This window comes from Natrialba taiwanensis DSM 12281 (assembly GCF_000337595.1).
GTDB lineage: Archaea > Halobacteriota > Halobacteria > Halobacteriales > Natrialbaceae > Natrialba > Natrialba taiwanensis.
In genome coordinates, this window is record NZ_AOIL01000042.1 from 117,241 (window position 1) to 138,839 (window position 21,599).

The 21,599-nt window shown below is 59.6% G+C and carries 26 protein-coding genes and 1 tRNA gene; 21 read left to right on the top strand and 6 right to left on the bottom strand.

The annotated features are described in order from the left end of the window. Positions 1-3 precede the first annotated feature (3 nt). The 16 genes from C484_RS11125 to secY are packed head-to-tail and all read left to right on the top strand — an operon-like array spanning position 4 to position 8,854. Positions 4-408, top strand: coding sequence for a ribonuclease P protein component 1 (locus C484_RS11125; protein ID WP_006826044.1), 405 nt, complete (start codon positions 4-6; stop codon positions 406-408). Continuing rightward, positions 399-848, top strand: coding sequence for a 30S ribosomal protein S17 (locus tag C484_RS11130; protein ID WP_006826045.1), 450 nt, complete (start codon positions 399-401; stop codon positions 846-848). The genes C484_RS11125 and C484_RS11130 overlap by 10 nt, the downstream gene beginning before the upstream one ends. Further along, positions 848-1,246, top strand: a complete 399-nt coding sequence (locus C484_RS11135; RefSeq protein WP_006826046.1) for a 50S ribosomal protein L14 — start codon at positions 848-850, stop codon at positions 1,244-1,246. The genes C484_RS11130 and C484_RS11135 overlap by 1 nt, the downstream gene beginning before the upstream one ends. Before the next feature lie 4 nt (positions 1,247-1,250). After that, entirely contained in the window at positions 1,251-1,619 is a 369-nt protein-coding gene (rplX, locus tag C484_RS11140; RefSeq protein ID WP_006826047.1) for a 50S ribosomal protein L24, read from the top strand. Then, positions 1,616-2,362: a 30S ribosomal protein S4e gene (locus C484_RS11145; protein WP_006826048.1), complete on the top strand. Its 747-nt coding sequence runs from the start codon at positions 1,616-1,618 to the stop codon at positions 2,360-2,362. The genes rplX and C484_RS11145 overlap by 4 nt, the downstream gene beginning before the upstream one ends. After that, positions 2,359-2,904, top strand: coding sequence for a 50S ribosomal protein L5 (locus C484_RS11150; RefSeq protein ID WP_006108950.1), 546 nt, complete (start codon positions 2,359-2,361; stop codon positions 2,902-2,904). Before C484_RS11145 ends, C484_RS11150 begins: the two co-directional genes overlap by 4 nt. Continuing rightward, a complete protein-coding gene (locus C484_RS11155) occupies positions 2,897-3,109 on the top strand; it encodes a 30S ribosomal protein S14 (protein WP_006108949.1) in 213 nt (70 codons plus the stop codon). The genes C484_RS11150 and C484_RS11155 overlap by 8 nt, the downstream gene beginning before the upstream one ends. A 1-nt stretch (position 3,110) precedes the next feature. After that, the gene (locus tag C484_RS11160) at positions 3,111-3,503 is read left to right on the top strand and encodes a 30S ribosomal protein S8 (RefSeq protein ID WP_006108948.1); all 393 of its coding nucleotides are present in this window, start codon (positions 3,111-3,113) and stop codon (positions 3,501-3,503) included. A gap of 2 nt (positions 3,504-3,505) precedes the next feature. Further along, positions 3,506-4,045 carry a 50S ribosomal protein L6 gene (locus C484_RS11165; protein ID WP_006826049.1) on the top strand — a complete coding sequence of 180 codons (540 nt, stop codon included), beginning with the start codon at positions 3,506-3,508 and terminating at the stop codon, positions 4,043-4,045. A gap of 3 nt (positions 4,046-4,048) precedes the next feature. Continuing rightward, complete coding sequence (locus C484_RS11170) at positions 4,049-4,762, top strand: 50S ribosomal protein L32e (RefSeq protein ID WP_006826050.1); 714 nt, start codon at positions 4,049-4,051, stop codon at positions 4,760-4,762. Then, on the top strand, positions 4,755-5,204 hold the full coding sequence (locus tag C484_RS11175; protein WP_006826051.1) for a 50S ribosomal protein L19e: 450 nt from the start codon (positions 4,755-4,757) through the stop codon (positions 5,202-5,204). Before C484_RS11170 ends, C484_RS11175 begins: the two co-directional genes overlap by 8 nt. Beyond that, positions 5,204-5,752, top strand: coding sequence for a 50S ribosomal protein L18 (locus C484_RS11180; RefSeq protein ID WP_006108944.1), 549 nt, complete (start codon positions 5,204-5,206; stop codon positions 5,750-5,752). The genes C484_RS11175 and C484_RS11180 overlap by 1 nt, the downstream gene beginning before the upstream one ends. After that, positions 5,749-6,408 carry a 30S ribosomal protein S5 gene (locus C484_RS11185; protein WP_006826052.1) on the top strand — a complete coding sequence of 220 codons (660 nt, stop codon included), beginning with the start codon at positions 5,749-5,751 and terminating at the stop codon, positions 6,406-6,408. Before C484_RS11180 ends, C484_RS11185 begins: the two co-directional genes overlap by 4 nt. Next, positions 6,408-6,875 carry a 50S ribosomal protein L30 gene (locus C484_RS11190; RefSeq protein ID WP_006666641.1) on the top strand — a complete coding sequence of 156 codons (468 nt, stop codon included), beginning with the start codon at positions 6,408-6,410 and terminating at the stop codon, positions 6,873-6,875. Before C484_RS11185 ends, C484_RS11190 begins: the two co-directional genes overlap by 1 nt. A 2-nt stretch (positions 6,876-6,877) precedes the next feature. Beyond that, positions 6,878-7,384: an uL15m family ribosomal protein gene (locus C484_RS11195; RefSeq protein ID WP_006826053.1), complete on the top strand. Its 507-nt coding sequence runs from the start codon at positions 6,878-6,880 to the stop codon at positions 7,382-7,384. A 3-nt stretch (positions 7,385-7,387) separates the two neighbouring features. Then, positions 7,388-8,854: a preprotein translocase subunit SecY gene (secY, locus tag C484_RS11200; protein ID WP_006826054.1), complete on the top strand. Its 1,467-nt coding sequence runs from the start codon at positions 7,388-7,390 to the stop codon at positions 8,852-8,854. A 347-nt stretch (positions 8,855-9,201) separates the two neighbouring features. On the opposite strand, the gene C484_RS11205 is transcribed toward secY, so the two are convergent. The 5 genes from C484_RS11205 to C484_RS11225 form a co-directional block, all read right to left on the bottom strand. Beyond that, a complete protein-coding gene (locus tag C484_RS11205) occupies positions 9,202-11,193 on the bottom strand; it encodes a hypothetical protein (RefSeq protein ID WP_049915337.1) in 1,992 nt (663 codons plus the stop codon). Positions 11,194-11,266: 73 nt separating this feature from the next. Continuing rightward, complete coding sequence (locus C484_RS11210) at positions 11,267-11,527, bottom strand: cytochrome C oxidase subunit IV family protein (protein ID WP_006666637.1); 261 nt, start codon at positions 11,525-11,527, stop codon at positions 11,267-11,269. Positions 11,528-11,769: 242 nt separating this feature from the next. Continuing rightward, entirely contained in the window at positions 11,770-14,250 is a 2,481-nt protein-coding gene (locus C484_RS11215) for a cbb3-type cytochrome c oxidase subunit I (protein WP_006826056.1), read from the bottom strand. Next, on the bottom strand, positions 14,247-15,305 hold the full coding sequence (gene coxB / locus C484_RS11220; RefSeq protein ID WP_049915389.1) for a cytochrome c oxidase subunit II: 1,059 nt from the start codon (positions 15,303-15,305) through the stop codon (positions 14,247-14,249). The genes C484_RS11215 and coxB overlap by 4 nt, the downstream gene beginning before the upstream one ends. 463 nt (positions 15,306-15,768) lie before the next feature. After that, entirely contained in the window at positions 15,769-16,251 is a 483-nt protein-coding gene (locus tag C484_RS11225) for a hypothetical protein (protein WP_006826058.1), read from the bottom strand. Between the two features lie 59 nt (positions 16,252-16,310). On the opposite strand from C484_RS11225, the gene C484_RS11230 reads away from it, so the two are divergent. Further along, a complete protein-coding gene (locus C484_RS11230) occupies positions 16,311-16,946 on the top strand; it encodes an adenylate kinase (protein ID WP_006826059.1) in 636 nt (211 codons plus the stop codon). A gap of 5 nt (positions 16,947-16,951) precedes the next feature. Here the strand turns inward: C484_RS11230 and C484_RS11235 are convergent, their stop codons facing one another. Continuing rightward, positions 16,952-18,463, bottom strand: coding sequence for a DUF7289 family protein (locus C484_RS11235; protein WP_449289173.1), 1,512 nt, complete (start codon positions 18,461-18,463; stop codon positions 16,952-16,954). 211 nt (positions 18,464-18,674) lie between these two features. Here C484_RS11235 and C484_RS11240 point away from each other — a divergent pair, with 211 nt between their 5' ends. The 4 genes from C484_RS11240 to C484_RS11255 all read left to right on the top strand — a co-directional run bounded on the left by C484_RS11240 (position 18,675) and on the right by C484_RS11255 (position 21,485). After that, positions 18,675-19,628 (top strand): DUF106 domain-containing protein, encoded by a 954-nt coding sequence (locus C484_RS11240; RefSeq protein WP_006826061.1) that lies wholly within the window; start codon positions 18,675-18,677, stop codon positions 19,626-19,628. A 79-nt stretch (positions 19,629-19,707) separates the two neighbouring features. Then, positions 19,708-20,283 carry a (d)CMP kinase gene (gene cmk, locus C484_RS11245; RefSeq protein WP_006666630.1) on the top strand — a complete coding sequence of 192 codons (576 nt, stop codon included), beginning with the start codon at positions 19,708-19,710 and terminating at the stop codon, positions 20,281-20,283. Between the two features lie 2 nt (positions 20,284-20,285). Next, complete coding sequence (locus C484_RS11250) at positions 20,286-21,212, top strand: RNA-guided pseudouridylation complex pseudouridine synthase subunit Cbf5 (protein WP_006826062.1); 927 nt, start codon at positions 20,286-20,288, stop codon at positions 21,210-21,212. A gap of 202 nt (positions 21,213-21,414) precedes the next feature. Beyond that, positions 21,415-21,485, top strand: a tRNA-Pro gene (locus C484_RS11255). The last annotated feature ends 114 nt before the right edge of the window (positions 21,486-21,599 follow it).

Below are 21,599 nucleotides of genomic sequence, written 5' to 3' on the forward strand. Positions count from 1 at the left end.
ACGATGGCACTGACACCCGAGACGCTCCCACGACACGAACTCAACGGACTTCCCGTCCGCATCGTCGAGAGTGACGACGCCGAACGGGTTGGCCTCGAGGGCCGCGTCGTCATCGAGACGACCAATACGCTCTCGATCGAGGTTCGAGACGACGGGGAGTCTCGGGTCGTCATGGTGCCAAAATCGGGCTCGGTGTTCGAGTTCACGATCACAGATGACGCCGCCGACGCCGCGAAGGAGTCGGGGACCGCGTCCAAACTGGCCGACACTCAACCTGGTGGAGTCGAGCAATCGGAGACACCAGACGGCGCTGGCGAGGATGTGGCCTACGTTACGGTCGATGGATCACGACTGCTCTCACGACCCGCCCGACGCACGGAAACGAATGGTGACTCACCATGGCAATAGGACTAGACGTTGAAACCCCTCCGGAACCAGAAAACCCGGAGGAATACGACTACGAGAAGTGTCCGTTCTACGGCGAGCTTTCCGTTCGAGGACAGATCCTCGAGGGGACCGTCGTCTCGACGGACATGGACAAGACCGTAGTCGTCGAACGAGAGTATGACGTAGCGGTTCCGAAATACGACCGCTCTATGAAACGTCGCTCGCGCATTCCGGCACACGTGCCGGGCGTGCTCGAGCCGCTCTCGGTCGGTGACACGGTCAAGATCGCAGAGACCCGACCACTGTCGAAGACCAAATCGCACGTGGTCGTCGAAGTAACCGAAGAAGCGACTGCGACAGATATCGCCGAGTTGACCCGCCAGGCAGAGCCTGATCGGGAACTCTCGAGTGGCGATGTCACGCAGGGCGCAGAACCCGAGGCAACCGAGGGTGAGCAGTGATGGAGGCGCTCAAAGCCGACGTCACGCAAGGCCTGAAGAAGGGCTCGCTGATCACGTGTGCCGACAACTCCGGCGCACGCGAACTCAAAGTCATTAGCGTCTCGGGCTACCACGGCACCAAGAACCGCCAGCCGAAGGCGGGTCTCGGTGACAAGGTAACCGTCTCCGTCACGAAGGGGACCCCCGAGATGCGCCGCCAGGTTCTTGAGGCCGTCATCGTCCGCCAGCGGAAGTCGATCCGCCGACCGGACGGTACGCGGCTGAAGTTCGAGGACAATGCGGCGGTCATCATCGACGAGAACGAAGAGCCCCGCGGGACGGAGATCAAGGGACCGATCGCCCGCGAGGTCGCAGAACGCTTCGGAGCAATCGCGTCCACCGCGACGATGATCGTATAGAACCATGAGCAAGCAACCACACAAACAGCGAACGCAGACCGAGCGTGCACCGCTGCACAAGCGACAGAAGCAGCTTCACGCGACGCTCTCCGAGGACCTCCGCGAGGAGTATGACACCCGTCGCACCCGCGTCAACGCGGGTGACACCGTCGAGGTCATGCGCGGTGACTACGCCGGCGACGAAGGCGACGTCATCCGTGCAATCCTCGAAGACGGCGTCATCCACGTCGAGGACGTGACGGTCGAGACGGCAGACGGCGAGGAAGTTCCGCGCCCACTTGACCCCTCGAACGTTCGTATCACTGAACTCGATCTGGAGGACGAGCGTCGCGAGGCACGCCTCGAAGGCGATACAGAAGGTGATAGTGAATGACGAAACACCAGAAGCGACTGTCAGTACCGAAGTCCTGGCCGGTCGAGCGCAAGACCGAGGTCTTCACGGTCAAGGCTGACGCGGGTCCGCATGGCGAGGAGGGTGTTCCCCTCGTCGTTCTCCTGCGGGACGTGCTCGGCTACGTGGACTCGGCGAAGGAAGCGCGGTACGCCCTGTCGGAGGACTCGATCATCGTCAACGGCGAACCGATCAACGACGAGCAGCGACCGATCGGAATCTTCGACATTCTCGCGTTCCCCGGTCGTGGCGAGTTCTACCGCGTCTTCCCCGACGAGGGTGGCCGTCTCGCCCTTACCGAAATCGACGAGGAGTCGGCGGATAGCCGCCTCGGCAAAATCGACGGGAAACAGCAGGTTCCGGGCGGCGACACGCAGCTGACGCTGCACGACGGGACGACCGTCCTCGTCGATGACGAGTTCAGTGCGAAGGACTCGGTCATCGTCGATAACGAAGACAAGTCGATCGTGGCCCACTTCCCCTACGAAGAGGGCGCGCTCGTGACGGCTATCCGTGGCAACCACGGTGGCAAGATCGGCGAGGTCGAATCGATCGACGTCACGCCCGGAAGCGGCTCGAACACCGTTACCGTCTCGACGGACGACGGTGCGTTCGAGACCGTCGAGGAGTACGTTGTCGTCATCGACGAGAACTTCACGGGTGAGGACTCCGACGCGGAGTCCGAGGAACGTCAGGCCGCGTCTGACGGCGGTGATGACGAATGAGCGACGCTGAGACCGGCGAGTTCCACGAGATGCGCGAACCCACCGTCGAGAAGGTCGTCGTCCACATGGGCGTCGGACAGGGTGGTCGCGAACTCGGTCGAGCGGAGGACATCATCGAGGAAGTCACCGAACAGGAGAGCGTCCGCACGCAGGCAAAGCGGACCGAACCTGACTTCGGGATTCGACAGGGCGATCCGATCGGTACGAAGGTCACCCTTCGTGGCGACGACGCCTACGAGTTCCTCGAGAAGTCGCTGCCGCTTGCGGATCTGTCGGCGACGCAGTTCGACGATACGGGCAACTTCAGCTTCGGGGTCGAGGAGCACACCGAATTCCCGAGCCAGGAGTACGACCCGAACGTCGGTATCTACGGACTGGACGTGACCGTTAACCTGGTTCGTCCGGGCTACCGCGTGGCCAAGCGGGATAAGGCGACGCGGCCGATCCCGTCGAATCACCGACTCACCCCCGAGGACGCCATCGCGTACCTCGAGGCGAACTTCGACGTAACCGTCTCCGCGGAGGAAGAAGACGATGAGTGAAAGCGAACAGGAACCGGAACCAGAACCGGACGAAGACGTCGCAAGCGAGCGCACAGGCGAGCACGCGGCAAAGCGAACTGGCCAGATCGAAGAGTGCCAGCGCTGTGGCCGCAAGCAGGGGTTAGTCGGCAAGTACGACATCAACCTCTGCCGGCAGTGCTTCCGTGAGATCGCCCGCGACATGGGATTCAAGAAGTATCGATAATATGACTGGAAACGATCCACTCAGCAACGCGCTCTCGGGGCTCGACAACGCCGAGAGCGTGGGGCATCTCACCCACGAGGTAACACCCGCCTCGAACGAAATCGGCAGCGTACTCGAGGTCTTCTACGACCGCGGGTACATCGACGGCTTCGAGTTCGTCGACGACGGCAAGGCCGGTCAGTTCGAGGTCGAATTGAAAGGAGCGATCAACGAGTGTGGCCCCGTCAAGCCCCGCTACAGCGTCGGTTCCGAGGACTTCGAGAAGTGGGAGAAGCGATTCCTCCCGGCTCGAGACTTCGGTGCGCTGGTCGTCACGACGAGTGACGGCATCATGAGCCATTACGAGGCTCGTGAGAAGGGGATCGGTGGCCAGGTGATCGCATACGTCTACTAACCATGCGAGTCGAACTGGACATCCCTGACAACGTAACCGTCGAGATCGACCACCTCGATGTGACCGTCGATGGACCGGAAGGCACCGTTTCCCGGCGTCTCTGGTACCCCGACGTGACCGTCGACGTGGAGGATGACACCGTGGTCATCGAGAGCGAGGCCGAGGACGCAAAGACGAACGCGACCGTCGGCACCTTCGAGAGCCACGTTTCGAACGCTTTCCACGGCGTGACCGAGGGCTGGGAGTACAAGATGGAAGTCTTCTACTCTCACTTCCCGATGCAGGTCCGCGAGGAGAGCGAGGAGGTCGTCATCGAGAACTTCCTCGGCGAGAAGGCAGCGCGACGTACGACTATCCACGGTGAGACCACCGTCTCCGTCGACGACGAACGAATCGTCCTCACTGGTCCCGACAAGGAAGATGTCGGCCAGACGGCGGCGGACATCGAGCAACTGACGAAGGTCAGCGGCAAGGACACCCGCGTCTTCCAGGACGGGGTCTACATCACCGAAAAACCCGCCACCGAAACCGGAGGTGCCTGATAGATGGCAGACGAACAACCACAGGAACTCGAAGACATCAGTGGCGTCGGTGCGAGCAAGGCAGACGCCCTTCGCGAGGCCGGCTTCGAGTCCATCGCGGACGTCAAGGAAGCCGACCAGGACGACCTGGCCGAAGCCGACGGCGTCGGCAACGCGCTCGCAGCGCGTATCAAGGCCGACGTCGGCGATCTCGAGGTCTCTGAGGAGACCGAGGCCGAGATCGAAGACGAAGGTGCCGAGGAGGAAGCGGAACCTGCCGAAGACGTCGAAACCGAACTGCAGGCCCGCGGCCTGACCGAGAAGACGCCGGACCTCTCCGAGGATGAACAGCGCCTTCTCAACCGCCGCAAGAGCGAAGGTAAGCCGCAGTTCAACCGGCAGGACTACCACATGAAAAAGCGAACGCCGGAGTCCTGGCGACGCCCGCGCGGTCAGCTCTCGAAGCAACGCAAGGGCATCAAGGGCAAGGGCCCGAAAGTCGAAGCCGGCTACCGCACACCCACCGACGTTCGGGGGAAACACCCGAGCGGCTTCGAAGAGGTCTACGTCGAGAACGTCGATGACCTCGAGGGTGTCGACGGCGACACGGAAGCAGTCCGTATCGCCTCCGCCGTTGGCGCACGCAAGCGCGAACGCATCGAGGAGGTCGCCGAAGACGAGGGCGTTCGCGTCCTGAACCCAACCTACGAAGAGGTCGAGGTGGAATCCAATGACTGATCTTTCCGCACAGAAACGACTCGCTGCCGACGTCTTAGACGTGGGCAAGAATCGTGTCTGGCTCGACCCCGAAGCCCAGGCCGACATCGCCGAGGCCATCACCCGCGACGAAATCCGTGAACTCGTCGACGAAGGCCGCATTCAGGCTGATGACGCCAAAGGGAACTCTCGCGGTCGTGCACGCGAACGGAACGAAAAGCGTGCCTACGGCCACCAGAAGGGCCCGGGCAAGCGCCGCGGCAAGAAAGGCGCACGCCAGAACGAGAAAGAAGAGTGGCAAAACCAGATTCGCGCACAGCGACGGAAGCTGCGTGAACTTCGCGACAAGGGCGAACTGACGCCCACGCAGTACCGCGAGCTCTACAAGAAGGCTGGCGGTGGCGAGTTCCGTAGCGTCCGGTACCTGTTGAACTACGTCGACGAGAACTACGGTGACCAATAATGGCGACAGGACCACGATATAAAGTGCCAATGCGGCGTCGCCGTGAGGTCCGGACGGATTACCATCAGAGGTTGCGCCTGCTGAAATCGGGCAAGCCCCGCCTCGTTGCTCGCAAGAGTAACAAGCACACTACGGCGCAGCTGATCGTTCCCGGACCTCAGGGGGACGAGACGCTCGCAAGTGCACACTCGAGCGATCTCGAGGAGTACGGTTGGGACGCGCCCACGAGTAACATCTCTGCAGCCTACCTGACCGGCCTGCTGGCCGGCAAACGGGCAGTCGAAGCCGATATCGAGGAGGCAGTCCTCGACATCGGCCTCAACACGGCAACGCCCGGAAACAAGGTGTTCGCAGTGCAGGAGGGCGCAATCGATGCCGGCCTCGAAATCCCGCACAACGACAGCGTGCTCGCAGACTGGTCGCGTACTCGCGGCGAACACATCGCCGAGTACGCCGAACAGTTAGACGAGCCGCTGTACAGCGGTGACTTCGACGCAACCGAACTCCCAGAACACTTCGACGAGGTACGAGAGGCGATTCTCGAATGAGTGGAAACAACTACAACGACAACGGATGGGAACCCGTTACCCGTCTCGGCCGGAAGGTCCAGGAGGGCGACATCGATACGATGGAAGCCGCCCTCAACTCGGGACTCCCGCTCAAGGAACCCGAACTCGTCGACCAGCTCCTCCCCGGACTGGACGACGAAGTGCTTGACATCAACATGGTCCAGCGCATGACCGACTCCGGGCGACGCGTGAAGTTCCGTTGTGTCGTCGCCGTCGGCAACCGCGACGGCTATATCGGCTATGCGGAAGGCCGAGACGACCAGGTCGGGTCTGCTATCCAGAAGGCAATCGGTATCGCGAAACTGAACATCATCTCGGTCCCGCGCGGCTCCGGGTCGTGGGAGGACCGCTCGGACCGTCCACACTCGCTGACCCGCCAGACGACCGGCAAAGCCGGCTCCGTCGAGGTCGAGGTCATCCCGGCCCCCGAAGGGCTCGGACTCGCCGCGAGTGACACGGTCCGTGCCGTCCTCGAACTGGCCGGTATCGAAAACGCCTGGACCAAGAGCCACGGCAACACGCGAACGACCGTCAACCTCGCGAAAGCGACGTTCAACGCGCTCGAGAACGCCTCGCAGTCTCGACACCCGCGGGCACGCGAGACCACCCGTGACGAAGCGGAGGTGACCGAGTGATGAAGGCAGTCGTTCAGGTCCGTGGCGAAGTAAATCGCCAGCAGACCGTCCAGGACACCCTGGAAATGCTCAACATTCACGGCGTCAACCACTGCGCACTCATCCCCGAAACCGACACCTACCGTGGCATGATCACGAAGGTTAACGACTACGTCGCACACGGGGAACCCGATGCCGACGTGCTCGAAACGGTGCTCGCAAAGCGAGCGGAACCGCTCGAGGGCCGCCAGTCCGACGTCGACGAGGAGTGGCTCAGCGAGAACACCGAGTTCAGCGACTTCGCTGCACTCGCCGAGGCGCTACTCGACGAGGAAACGACGCTTCGCGAGGAGGGACTGTCGCCGACGCTGCGACTGCACCCGCCACGTGGCGGTCACAATGGGATCAAAAAGCCAACCGCGGAGGGCGGCCAACTCGGAAAACATACAACCGAGGACATTAACGTCCTGTTAGAATCGATGCGATAACAATGACGAGCAAAAAACGACGCCAGCGTGGATCGCGAACCCACAGCGGCGGCTCCCACAAAAACCGACGTGGGGCCGGACATCGTGGTGGACGCGGCCGCGCCGGGCGAAGCAAACACGAGTTCCACAACTACGAACCGAAGGGGAAACACGGCTTCAAGCGACCGCAGGACATCCGCGATGATGTTGCCGAGATCGACGTTCAGAAGTTAGACGAGGACGCGATCCTGTACGTCGCCGACGATCTTGCCGAGGAAACCGACGACGGATATGAACTCGACGCTCGCGATATCGTCGAGGACGGCCACGAGGTCGATGTCGTCAAGGTCCTCGGATCGGGACAGGTACGCAACGCACTCGACGTTACTGCAGATGCGTTCTCGGAAGCAGCTCGCGAGAAGATCGAGACGGCCGGCGGTGAGGCGATCGTCTCGGAGCGAGGACAAGAGCGGGCGGAAGCTGACGAAACTGCGTCCGATCAGGAAGCCGAAGAACAGAACGAGGAGTAACATATGGGATGGAAGGAAGCTGCTGAACCGGTCTTAACGCGGATGCCCGCAGTCCGCCGTCCGGAGGGGCACGTTCCCTTTAAACGCAAGCTTGCGTGGACGGCTGGCATCCTGATGTTGTACTTCTTCCTGACGAACATCTCGCTGCTCGGGGTGCAGTCCGGTGGCGCAACCGACCTCTTCGGTGAGTTCCGTGCGATTCTGGCCGGTTCACAGGGGTCGCTGTTACAGGTCGGTATTGGACCGATCGTCACCGCGAGCATCGTCTTGCAACTGCTTGGCGGTGCGAACCTACTCGGTCTCGACACCGACGACCCGCGCGACCAGGTCCTCTATCAGGGCCTGCAGAAGCTGCTGGTCGTCGTTATGGTGGTACTGACCGGGCTGCCGATAGTGTTCGCCAGCGGCTTCCTGCCAGCTCAGTCGTCACTGCAGTTCGGGGGACTCACCCTCGACCATATGCAGGTCCAGCTTCTGATGTTCGCCCAGATCTTCGTCGGCGGTATCCTCATCCTCTACATGGACGAGGTCGTCAGCAAGTGGGGCGTCGGCAGCGGGATCGGGCTGTTCATCATCGCCGGTGTGAGCCAGCGACTCGTTACCGGACTCATCCAGCCAACTGCGGGTGGGTTCTTCTACGACTGGTATCAGATCATCACCGGGCAGGTGGCTGTCGGCTCGGTCTTCGCTGGCGATGGACTGTACACCATCCTGTTTCAAGAAGGGCACATCATCGCGCTGCTAACGACGGTCTTGATCTTCGCGATCGTCGTCTACGCGGAATCGGTTCGCGTGGAAATTCCACTCAGCCACGCCCGCGTCAAAGGTGCTCGCGGTCGCTTCCCAGTGAAGCTCATCTACGCGAGCGTCCTGCCGATGATCCTCGTCCGGGCGCTGCAGGCGAACGTCCAGTTTATCGGACAGATCATGTCCTCGCAGCTGGGAGCCAACATGCCCGAGTTCCTCGGGACCTACAACGCTAATGGACAACCCGTGAGCGGGTTCTTCTACTACGTCGCGCCGATCTACTCACCAAACGACTGGATGTGGTGGACCGGCGAAGTCTCCCAGGCGGCATGGATGGTGATGATCCGCGTCTCCATCGACCTGGTATTCATGATCGCCGGCGGTGCGATCTTCGCCATCTTCTGGGTCGAGACCACCGACATGGGTCCGGAATCCACAGCCAAGCAGATCCAGAACTCGGGGATGCAGATCCCCGGCTTCCGCCAGAACGTCGGCGTCATCGAGAAGGTCATGGAACGGTACATCCCGCAAGTGACTATCATCGGTGGTGCACTCGTCGGCTTGCTCGCCGTCTGGGCGAACATGCTCGGCACAATCGGGTCCATCAGTGGAACCGGTCTACTGCTGGCTGTCTCCATCACCTACAAGCTCTACGAAGAGATTGCCGAAGAGCAGATGATGGAGATGCATCCGATGATGCGCCAGATGTTCGGCAAGGAATAGCAGCTGTCGCCGATCTCCGGTTTTTCTTTCTCGCAGTCCGTGATCGGACCCGTAGTAACAACTGCAACGATTCACATCACTCGCACAACCGTCGTGCGACCGGGTATGCTAACTTGCAGTGGCTACTCGTTCCCTCCGATGGCCGTGGAGGTGAGTCCGAGTGTGAACTCTATGCACCGGCTGTCGAGAACAGTGTGCCTGAGTTGTTTATCCTTCCCCAGCGATAAACGCGAGCTGCGCACGCACCCCTATTTAAACCGGAGATTCAGTTACGTGCGGAGACCGTTCGTCATCCCATGGTACCTGAGAGAAGCCGAACCCGGTAGTCTCTACCACCTGTTTTCGCTTTACTCTCCTTTCGCCTCATCCCACGACCCGACTTCGTACACGTCCGTCTGTTCGTCGACGATGGGAAGGTCCGCAAGCGCCTCCGTATCGAGAGCGTCAGCGTTCTCCGCGGCTGCATCTCCAAGATCGTCGACAGCGACGTACGTTTTTCCGACACCGTCGTCCTGCTTAGTCGTCGGTACCAGCTGATCGAGCAGTGCACCGAGATCTTCGAACGTTGCGCCCCCGTGAACGCGTATCGTCTCCCCGTCGAGTTCAACGTTTGTCCGCGTGAGATCGAGATTCCACTCGTCGAGAGCGGAAACGAATGCAGCCCCGTCCGAACCACCGAGCGGGTCGAACTGGACCGACTTGGCCAGATAGTCCGCAGTCCGATTAGCAACGGTTTCCCGTGGCAGTTCGAACTCTCCTTCGAGATCGACGGCGCTGCGATCGGTTGTGATTTCGAGATCAAAGGCGGTATCCGCTCGTGAATCGAGTCCGCGTGCAGTGCGTTCGTCAACGTAGTCGGTCCAGTTCTCGGTCGCGACGGTTACAGTCGCAGTAACACTGTAGCGCCGATCGGACTGTCCCCGCGTGCTCGTGTCGTGTGCTTGATTCGGTGTCGTCTCTCCTTCCGCGTTCCATTTGAGCACCGTTTGGAGGTCCGCCTCCCGCTGCGCATTGAGTCTCGCCTGGAGGTTCGTCTCGGTGTCGGTTGCGTTCGCGGTTCCGTTCGGGTTCGAGGACGCCCTCTCGAGGCGCTCCGGTTCGATAATCGCACGAAGTGCCCGCTCGTAGTTTGCCAGCTCCACGGTCCAGTCAGTCCGAGTCGTCTGCTCCATTCCCCGGTCCGTCTGTATCGATGTCGTTTCCTGGGTGAACTCGGCAGTCTCGATCTCGAGTTCAGCGAGCGCCGTCGTAAGGACACGCTCGTTTTCCGGGGCGGATTGCTGTATACCCTCCGTCGTGGCCCCGTCACTTCCCGTTAGTGTCGTCGACAGCGCGCGTTCGATTCCCTCGTTGAGTCCCGTATAGGTCACTGTGAACTCGAGGTCGAGTTCGTAGTCTGACTGCGCGGCCGTCGAATCGTCCGTCCGATTCGAGTCAGTCGTCGTATTCGATGCCGTTTCCTCTGCTACCAGTGCGTACTGTTCGAGTTCGACGCTGCTCTCGCCGCCGAACTTAGCCGCAATCGAGCCGAACTCCGTCTCGAGGGTATCACTGGCGTTTGCACGTGTCTGCCAGCGGGAGACGGCACTTGAATTGACCCGGGTACGGCGCTCGATGTGCATCTTGTACTCTCCGTCGGTACTCTCGCTCTCGGCGACAGAAACTGACAGATATCGCGGTGTCCCTGTCCCTGTCCCTGTCGTCGAGGACGTGCTCGTGGCCGTCCCGGTCGTTGTGATCGCATCCGGCGTGAGACGGATCTCACCGTTCGTTGATCCCGAAAGGCGCTCTTCCATATGCTCTGTCGGCCCTGTCGCCGAGAGTGCGGCCTCGAACTCGTTTGTGTCCCGACTGGACTCGCCGGACACATCGAGATCGAGCGTCGATCCAGGGGTTGGCTGGTCGAGAACCTGCTCACCGTCAGCGAGCTGTGCCGGCGTCACTGGTATCTCTGTGCCCGCTGTTTCGCGGTCCTGTCCGGCGAGTTCAGTGGTGAGTTCAGTAAGCGCAGTCGCTGCAGTAACGCTCCGTCGAACCGGGCTCTGCGTGTCGTTGAGTGAATCCTCGTAGACGAGGATGGCTCCACCGTCGGCTGTGAGATAGATGTCATCCGCCGAGCCGTGTCTAGCGCCGGCCTCGGCAGGCGTGTCGTAGGTTGGTATATCGTCCGGTAGCTGTGGACCGTTCTCGGAGAGCAGCGAGTCCTGCGGCGTTGAACCGTACATATATGTCAGCCCAAGACTGAACACAGCGAGACAGACGAATCCGATAACGAGAAGGGCCGCAATCGCGTTACTGGCCTGTGTCGTTTCAGTGTCTGTCCATGGCCAGCAATCCATGTCAGATGCTACTGGCTAGATGCGTATAAAGTTCAACAATTAGATGCGGGTCGGCTCGCCCGCAACCGTTGGCTCACTGGATCGAGTATCCAGCGGCGATGACGAGCAGGAACACCATGAATACGGCCGTTGCCATCATGTAACTGATCGCTCGTGGCTCTTCGATCAGGTGCTGATAGTAGCCGGCGATCAGCAGGATCTTTGTGACTGCCAAGACGATTGTCCCGCCGATGGCCGTTGCGTACGCGAAGTTGAACTCGAAGAAGACGAACTTCCCCGTCGCCAGTGCCACCAGGAGGATGTAGATCAGGGTGTACGTTCGAAGGTTGGCCATTAGTGTGGAATGTGGGTGACGGATACTTATACCTTCCTCATACGTACTGCCGCTCCTCCTACCGTGGTTTTATCCACCGAATCGGTTCCGTCTCGGGGGGACCAAATCAGGCGTCGAGTTCGTGACTGGGCCACGCAACGGGTCGAACGAAGACGGTGCCACAGCGACTCAAAACAGGCAGAAAGGAAGCAGTTTCGCATCGCATGCAGACCGGAATCAAGCGGTGTGGCCGCTTGAGTGGTCTACATCAGGTAGAACAGTGGGAACAGGAGCACCCACACGATGTCCACGAAGTGCCAGTAGAGTCCGAAGAACTCCACCGGCCGATGGTCCTCAAGGTACGCATCGATGCTGATGATCCGATAGATCATAAACAGCGCGACGAGGACGCCGAGGATCACGTGTAAGGCGTGGAGGCCGGTCGTCACGTAGTAGATCGAGTACTCGATGCTGTACCACCAGTAGTGGCCGTCGCCCATCTTCTGGGTGTACTCGAAGGCCTTGACGCCCATGAACGCCAGTGCGAGCAACACCGTCGCACTCATCGCACCGAGGAGCCCGCTCTTGTTCTTTCGCTCTGCCATCACCAGCGCGATGATGACGGTAAAGCTCGAGGTGAGCAGGATGTACGTGTTGACCAACCCGGCCATCGTGATCGGGTCGAACTCCCAGTCCATCCAGCCCATGTGGAGGCGCATGAAGATGTACGCGCCGATCGCAGCGCCGAAGACGATGACGTCCGACGCAAGGAACACCCAGATACCGAACTTGGTGTTTCCGATGCCGCCGAACGGCCAGCGCTCGGCGATGTTCATCACGGGTGCATCGAACTTCTCGCGACCGAACTGGAACAGCGTGATCCCCATAATCGCCATCCCGAGCGCGATCAGCACTGGATACATGATATCCGGCTGGGTCTCGAAGCCGACCAGTCCTTCCGGCGGTTCGGCCGTCCCCTCGGCGAAGTTGGCGACGAACGGCGTCAGCCCGGACAGTCCGAGGAAAAACACGAACGTTCCGACGCCGATTCCGAACGGCCAGATACTGGCGTGGTCTGCGTGTTCGGCTTCGTGTTCGACACTCGCTTCAGCCGTGTTGCCCTGTCCGTGTGCAACACCGCCGTCGGTTGCAGCCGGCGAGTCGTCGACGAACTCGAGTCGACCGCTGGCGTAACTCGGCCGTCCGTCCCAGTTCTCGAGCGGTGGCGGCGAGGGGATTGCCCACTCGGCCGTCCGGGAGTACTCCCACGGATTGTCGGGAGCCTTGGGCCCGGAGATCCAACTCTTCGCGAACGTGAAGAACATAATCAGGAACGAGAGCCCGAGGACGAACGCCCCGACAGTTGCGATCTGGTGGTAGATCTGGGCGCTCTCGCCGTAGTGGAAGACGCGCCGTGGCGTTTCCCAGGCGAGGAACATCGGGAAGTACAGCATGTTGAACCCGATGAAGTAGACTGCGAAGTTTAACTTTCCGAGCGCCTCCGAGTACATCTTTCCAGTTATCTTCGGCCACCAGTAGTAGAGGCCGGCGACCAGCGCCGTCACTCCGGAGACCATCACGTAGTGGAAGTGAGCGACGACCCAGTAGGTGCCACGGAACTCGTAGTCGAGCACGACGGCACCAAGGAAGACCCCCGTAATGCCACCGAGGATGAACAACACGAGCGCGCCGAGGCTAAAGAGGAACGGCGTCGTGAACCGAACCCGTCCCTTGACCATCGTGTAGATCAACGAGAAGACCATCAAGTCGAACGGGAGCGAAATCCCGATCGTCGTGGCCATGTACAGCGTCTTGATCTCCAGGTTGATCGTCGTCAGGAACATGTGGTGCATCCAGACGAGGAACGACTGGACCGCCACGAGAACCATCGCGATGATGACCCATTTGCGGCCGACGAGGCGCCGTCCAGTAAAGGTCTGGAACGTCTCGAACATGATCCCTAACGCCGGGAAGAAGACGATATACACCTCTGGATGGCCGAAGAACCAGAACAGGTGCGCCCACAAGAGGCTCGACCCCTGATCCGTCATGAAGTACTCAGTCAGGAACAACCGGTCGATCGAGAGCAACAACAGTGCTGCGAGCAACGCCGCGAAGGCAAACAGCATCATCCAGGCCGTCAGGAGCCACGACCAGGTGAACATCGGCATGTTCCAGAGGCCGAGTCCTTCCGCACGAGAGCGGTGAATCGTCGTCAGGAAGTTCACCGACCCGATCGTGATCGACATGACGAACAACGTCAGTGCGAGTATCGCTGCGTTATTGCCTGCCGTCGCATCCATTGCAGGCGTGTACATCGGCACGTTCAGTGGCGCGTACAACGTCCACCCGCCGGCGTACGTCTGCCCCTGGAAGAACGAGAGGACGAACAGAATCCCCGAGAATAGGTAAAACCAGTAACTCAGGGCGTTCAGTCGCGGGAACGCGAGATCCTTCGCACCGATCTGGAGCGGCACCAGATAGTTCGCGAACCCGGATGCGATCGGTGAGAGGAACCAGAAAACCATCAACAGTCCGTGCGTCGAGACTGCCTGGTTGAACTGGACTGGTTCGAGAATGCCGAGTCCACCCGGTTCCCAGAGCTGCACGCGGAACAGCAGCGCCATCGCGCCGCCCAGCAGGAGGAAAAACAGCGCTGTCGTGATGTACAGAATCCCAACGTCCTTGTGGTTCGTCGTGACGAGCCAGCGCTTGACGGACGTCATCGGCGGTAGATCACTCATTCGCCGTCACCCCCCGTGTCGTCTTGCTGTTGGTCGGTTTCGTTTCCGGAATCGTCTTCGCCACCGTTCCCGCCATCAGCGTCGTTTGTTCCGTCGTCATTACTCTCTTCACCCTCCTCACCGGAACTCGCTGTTTCGAACGTATAGGTCTCGTCGACTGGTCCGGTGAAATCGACGCTCTCTTCGATCGGTTCGTACTGATCGTCAGTCGGCGTGATCGTCAGGTTGTACTGGCCGCCCTGTTCGATCTCGTCGATGGTGATCGATCCGTTCTCGAACTCATCGGCCGAGTACGTGTAGGTCAGATCCTGCTCGTACTGGTCGTTCTCCTCGTGGACGAGTTCGAGTTCGTAACCGTCGGTCACGCGCTCTTCGTTTTCGTCCTCGACCGTGATCGTCATCGTGAGCTGCTCGTCGACCCACTGTTCGAACTCGTCTTCCGAGAGCACGGTAACGTCGGAGTTCATCCCGGAGTGACCGAAGCCACACAGTTCGAAGCACTCGACCGTGTAGTTCCCGCCTTTGTCCGCCTCAAACCAGGTTTCGTCGGTTTCGCCGGGAATCGCGTCGGCTTTGACGCGTAAGTCTGAGATGCCGAACGTATGCCAGACGTCCTGTGATGTTGTCTCTATCCATATGGGCGTATCGGCAGGGATGACGAGTCCTTCAGTATAACCGTCAGTCTCGATACCGTTCTCGTAGTTAAAGTCCCAACCGAACGCGTATCCTTCGACATCGATCTCGAGCGCGTCCTCGTCGGGGGTGTCCGGGCCGTCTTCGACGACAAGTAGCATGCCGTACGACCAGACGACCAGCGAAATGACGATGATCGCGCTCAGTCCGAACGAGAGGAATAACTTCTTGCCGCCCTGTCCGCCTGTCGGGAGTTCCCCAAGCGTTGGCAGATCCTCATCGGTTTTCGTCTCGCCGTCATCACGATACTTGTACGCGTTGTACAAGGTGTAGGAGATAACGACGACACCGACGAGTGTCCCGAGACCGAGGAACACGAGGAAGATCTCATCGAAGATATCGACTCGGGTCTGCGCCTGCATCGGGGTCGTGTATGCGTTGAAGATCGTATTCACCTCTGTTGAAGCCGTCTATATGTCGGACCGTGGTTTCCGGGACCACTTATCTATTTGGAAACGGGCCGGGGTGCGCTCTTTCCCGTCGTAAACAGGCTCTCTGTGTCCGCCGATGGCCGAAGTCGATCCGGCCGCCCGTGACAGATCCAGCGAGCCCGCTGACATGGTCCTCGGGACTCTTGTTGGAGTCAGTCCTTTTCTTTCTGTCGCTAATTCGCCGCGAGTTCAGTTGCAAAGACGAACGCTCACGCGTACGCAGGTGCATGATGCGAACAGGTTCGGTATGGCGGACGCGGTAGAGACAGCGAGCCGACGAGTTTGCGCTGCTGTGGCGGCGATTCGTGCTCGCGCGCGGTTGGTGTGAGAGGAGTGACTAGTGCGAGTGGGACTGCAATCGCTCTCGAGTGGTCGCTATTAGAGATAGTCGTCGCTAGAGATCGACCACCCAGACGCGGCCGTCCGACGGAAGGTGATACACGGTCTGAAAGACGGCATCGATAAACTGCGCGATCCGGTTTGGGTCCGCCTTCGCGCTCACCCGGACGTTGATGCCAGCCGCGTCTTCGGATCGCGTGAGATCGTCGATCTTGAATACGGGAAATTCGTCGAGGAGTCCCTTGAGCCGGTCGAGTTCGTCGTCGGTGCAGTCGATGTTGATCGTGCCGTCACTGAACTGGAGCCACGGGATGTCAAGAGCAGGATCGAGGTCGTGGGTCGGGGATGCGTCAGGATCGCTCTCTGATTCGGTGTCACGGTCGGAGTGAAACTCAGATCCGGCGTCGGACGCCGACTCGAGTCCGTCTGGATCGACTTCGAACGTCACGAACCCGCTGCCGCGAGTTCGGTGTGCCGTAATCGCATCGCCGTAGAGCTCTTGGCGCGCTTTCGGTGTGGTCGCATCGAACCGGGTCATACCGGGATAGATGTGCCCGTTTCTTTAAGCCTTTATGCGCCGGCGCTGAACGGTTGGATATGGTACAGCCACGAATCTTGATTCTCGGGGCACCCGGGGCGGGCAAAGGGACACAAAGTGCGAATATCGTCGACGAGTTCGATGTCGATCACGTCACCACCGGCGATGCACTTCGGGCCAACAAGGGGATGGATCTCTCCGATATGGACACCGAGTACGACACCCCTGGCGAGTACATGGATCAGGGTGAACTCGTTCCCGACAAAGTCGTCAACGCGATCGTCGATGAGGCGCTCTCACAGGCGGACGGCTTCGTTCTCGACGGCTACCCGCGCAATCTGGACCAGGCCGAAGAGCTCGAGGACATGACCGATCTCGATGTCGTTCTCTATCTCGATGTCGACAAGGAAGAACTCGTACACCGGCTCACCGGTCGCCGTCTGGACCCGGAAACGGGCGATATCTACCACGTCGAGTACAATCCGCCGGAGGACCCGAAAGTCGAAGCTCGACTCGAGCAGCGCGAGGACGACACGGAAGAGACCGTTCGCGAGCGACTCCGGGTGTACGAAGAGAATACGGAACCGGTCGTCGAGTACTACGATGAGAAGGGAACGCTCGAGCGGATCGACGGGAATCAGGCACCGGCTGCAGTTTGGGAGTCCGTCAAGGAGACGATTTCGGACGCAGCCTAACGTCGTCAGTTGTTTTCGACGTCGATTTCGTACTCGGCGATATTGAGGTAGGTGAGCTGTGGTGCCGGTTCGTATCCGGGCGGGATCACCTCGATTTCAGAACTATTCATCGGCTGTTCGTTGACGTCATCGAAGTTGCTTCGCTCGGAAATAGAGTGTGCGATAATCGAACCGTCGAACTCCGGACTCCCCTGCAGGTGGATCTGGTACTCCTTGTCGTTATTCGAGTTCACTTGCCAGCCATCGAACCCGTCCTCACCGGGCGTTTTGTCGCTGGCGGCGTATAACAATCCTTCGACGTAGCCGTTACCGAAATCGACGCCCATCTCCGAGGTGCCGTAGAGTTGGAGATTCGATTCGTCATCGCCACACGTCTGGGTGAACTCGTTGTTGCCGACATCTATATCGCCGGTCGCGTAGATCTTTGCCTGGTTCGATCCATCGGGACCACACGCGTCGACTGTAATATCGTAGCCGGAGATATCATCGTCGACTACGAGTACCGCATTCCCTTCTTCGAGCGAGAAGGTGAGTTCGTCGGCAGCATCTAACGATCCTTCCGCAGCGAAATACGTTCCAGCGGTGATTTCGGACCAGTCGCCGGTGTCAATGTGTGATTCGTTCTCTCTGAAATCGGCTTTCATCTCGGAGATGACACCATCTAACGGTTTGAACTGCTCGCTCCCGATATCATCGAATTCGCCGCCGGATTGGTGGGCGTCGTAGTTGGATTCGTCGCCGAGAGCGACGCCTTTAGAGAACGCGTTATCGATGTCTTCGTAGCCGAGCCGAACCTTCAGCGTTCCATCGTCGTTTGCAGCGTCATAACAGCCCTGTTGTAGCGACGTATCGCCTGCTTCGCTCGTAAAGTGCTGTTCCCATCCCAGACAGTATTCGCTCTCGATTTCGATGAATACGTGGTCATCCTTGATGTAGTTCATCGAATTAGCGTACGCACTGGCCTGTTCAATCGCGATATCGCCCGAGTCGATCGTCTTGTTCTCGGTTAGTTCGACGACCGGAAACGAGAGCGTATTCGTCCGATGGTCGTAATTGATCGGCGGAGTCGACAGTACCCGTGTTTGCGTGCCGGTTTCACGGAATACAGCACCGCCCTCGTAGGCGAGTCGCGTTCCGTCATCGGCGTCGTATTCGATGGTTCCGATCGTTCCGTTCGCGATCGGGGTGGTCGTCCCGCTATTGTTTTCCGCCCAGATTTCGTACGTTGCGGAGTCGTGGTGGGCGATGGCACCGTGTTCACCGGCTTCCAGATTGGAGCCGTGGGTAACGTCGTTGTTCGTCGTCGCCGTCGAAATCTGTTGGCTCAACTCGACGAACGCCTGCTCGACTCGTTCCTGTTCGGACTGTTGTTCCGTCTGCCCGATTCCCTCGCCGGCGACAAGCAAGACGCCGATACTACCGGCTGCCACCATCCCGATCAGGAGGACGATTCCAAGCACGGACGATTGTGCCCGGCTTGATCCCCCCACCGACCGCTCCCTTCGTCGAACCCTCATAGAGACGCAACTCGTGAACGCGAGTATAATATAATCGACCGATCAAATACTTCAATTCCGTTTATATCCTCTATCTATGGCATTATAATAAGAGTTCAGTAGAAGGATATCGGGACAGAGACATCTCCTGTTGATTTCTACCGGCACGAGTAGCTGGCTTCCGAAGATAAACACTTGTATACCGAACCTGCCCTAGCCCTAGTATACCCAGATGACACGGACAGTCGAGAAGATCAATTCCCTCGTCCACGAGGATTCCTCGATGAATGAGGCACTCGAGTCTATCCGCGAGGAAGCCGATGAAAACGGCGGCGAGGTCCAGTGGGGCGATGTTAGCGACGAGCTGACGAGCGGACAGTGGGGACGACTGATCGAGAAAGGGATACTGGTCGATGGCGACGACGGCTTCGAGATCGCCGATCGGGATGCCTACGATGAGGCACTCGACGGTGATGGTTCCAGTAGCGGAGTCAGTACCGATGTCGATATCGATGCCGAGGCATCCAAGTGGTCTCAATGGGACAAAATAGCCGGAGCCGCCTCGCTGCTTTTGATGTTTGGCTACTGGCTCGACCCGATCAAACAGATCGTCGGCAGTACACTCAACAATGCGCTCGGCCCACTCGATGCCGCGTTACCGTTCTACGCCGTTATCCTCTCTATTGCCCTGATAACCGGCCTGTACTCGACGCTATTGCAAGCGAACCTCATGAACCCCGAGATCATGAGCAAGTACCAAGAGCGAATGCAGGCGATGCAGGACAAACAGCAAGACGTTCGCGAACGCAAGGAAGAAGCCGAAGAACGCGGCGCAAGCGAGGCCGAAATCGAACGGCTCGAAGATGAACTCGAAGACGTTCGCGAGGAGCAGATGGAAGCGATGGCGGAGAACATGGGCATGTTCAAAGAGCAGATCCGGCCGATGGTCTGGATTATGCTGTTGACCATTCCGCTGTTCCTCTGGATGCACTGGAAGATCAACGGCGTCGGACTGACCGGAACCGAGGCGACCGTCGTCATGCCGATCGCCGGGGAAGTCCAGTGGACCGAGTCTATCGCCGGTCCGATGCAGGCCTGGATCGTCTGGTACTTCCTGTGCTCGGTCGGCTTCCAGCAACTTCTTCGCAAGTCGCTGAACATCGATATGACGCCATCGGGCACCTGAACGGTCTGACCACTCACCGACTGTCGCCATCGTTCTCACGATTCAAAACCCATTTTACCGACCACACCGCAGATCGGATATGTTACTCACCGTCTCTGGTCCGCCAGGAAGCGGAAAGAGCACAACTGCAGCGTTACTCGCCGATGCGTTCGATCTGGAACACGTCAGCGGTGGCGACATCTTTCGCCAGCTCGCGGACGAACGCGGGTATACTCCTCTCGAGTTCAACAAACTCGCCGAGGAGAACGACCAGATCGATCGCGATCTCGACCGGCGACTTCGGGAGATCGCGGTGGATGAGGACGATCTCGTGCTCGAATCTCGGCTTGCGGGGTGGCTTGCGGCCGAACAGGCGGACTTTCGGTTCTGGCTCGATGCGCCCCCGCGCGTTCGAGGACAGCGGATTGCAGAGCGCGAGGAAAAAGCGCCCGAGCGGGCGACGGAGGAGACCCAGGCGCGTGAGGCAAGCGAAGCACAACGATACGAGGAGTATTACGGCATCGATATCCGTGACTTGACGATCTACGACCTCTCGGTCAATACGGCGCGTTGGGACCCGGATTCCGTGCTCGATATGCTCGTAACTGCCGTCGAGGAGTACGATGCAGCGGCTGACGAGGGACAGGCACAAATCGATCTCGACGACGGGTTCTAGGGATGACACGACGCCTTCGCGGTCCACCTGCTGATCGCTCGCCGGCCGAACTGCTCACCTTCGGTGTCGTCAATCTCGATAAGCCGCCGGGACCGTCCTCGCATCAGGTCAGCGGCTGGTTGCGCGACGCTGTCGCCGAGACGCTTGCCGAACGCGATACCGGCGAAACTATCGACCAGGCTGCTCACGCCGGCACGCTCGATCCCAAGGTGACGGGCTGTCTCCCGACGATGCTGGGGGAGGCGACCCGCCTCGCGCAGGTCTTTCTCGAGGGCGAGAAAGAATACGTCGCCGTCCTCGAGTGCCACGGGACGATACCGACTGACGCGAAATCGATTCTCGCCGAGTTCGAAGGGCCGATTTACCAGAAGCCACCCCGGAAGAGCGCCGTCTCGCGCCGGCTTCGCGTTCGCGAGATTTACGATCTCGATGTGCTCGAACGAGACGGTCGCCAACTTCTCCTGCGGATTCGCTGTGAAAGTGGAACATACGTCCGCAAACTCTGTCACGACCTCGGACTCGCGCTTGGCACCGGCGGGCACATGGGCCATCTGCGTCGCACTGCGACGACGCCGTTCGACGACACGGACTTGTACACGGCCACCGAGTTCCTCGACGCGCTCGCGTTCTGGATCGAGGACGCCGACCCCGAACCGCTTCGGGCCGTCGTCGACCCTGCAGAGCGAATTCTCGAGGGGATTCCTCGACTCACTATCGCAGACAGCGCCGCACGCGAGGTCGCAAACGGTGCACCGGTCTACGCGCCAGGCGTCCTCGATAGCAACGTTTCTCCCGACGATCTGTCGACCGATCGACCGCTCGTTGCCTGCTACACGCCGAACGGTGCCGCCGTCTGTCTCGGTGAACTCGTTGGCGATCCCGAGGCTACATCGGGCGTTGTCGTCGATCTAGAACGAGTACTCGTCTGATTGATGGAGTTACGGCCCGGTAGTCGCGCGGACATCGTCGTAACTGGCAGTCGCTCTTCGATCGACAGCCTCGATCGCCGGCTGTGATGTACTGTCCGTCCTGGTTTCACGGCGTCTTCTTTCCACTCGGTGTGCAGTGGCGAGTTGTGGCATCGGGTTAAAACGACACTCTTAAACGGCAGACACTCGTCCTACCACGTGTGGGACCGTGGGGTAGTGGTATCCTCTGCGGATGGGGTCCGTAGGACCCGAGTTCAATTCTCGGCGGTCCCACTCGAAATTATCTAAGTGTTCAACTCCTAGCGGTTCAGGGGGTTGAAACGCCCGAAAATCCAATTCTCGGTTTCGGTATNCTCGGCGGTCCCACTCGAAATTATCTAAGTGTTC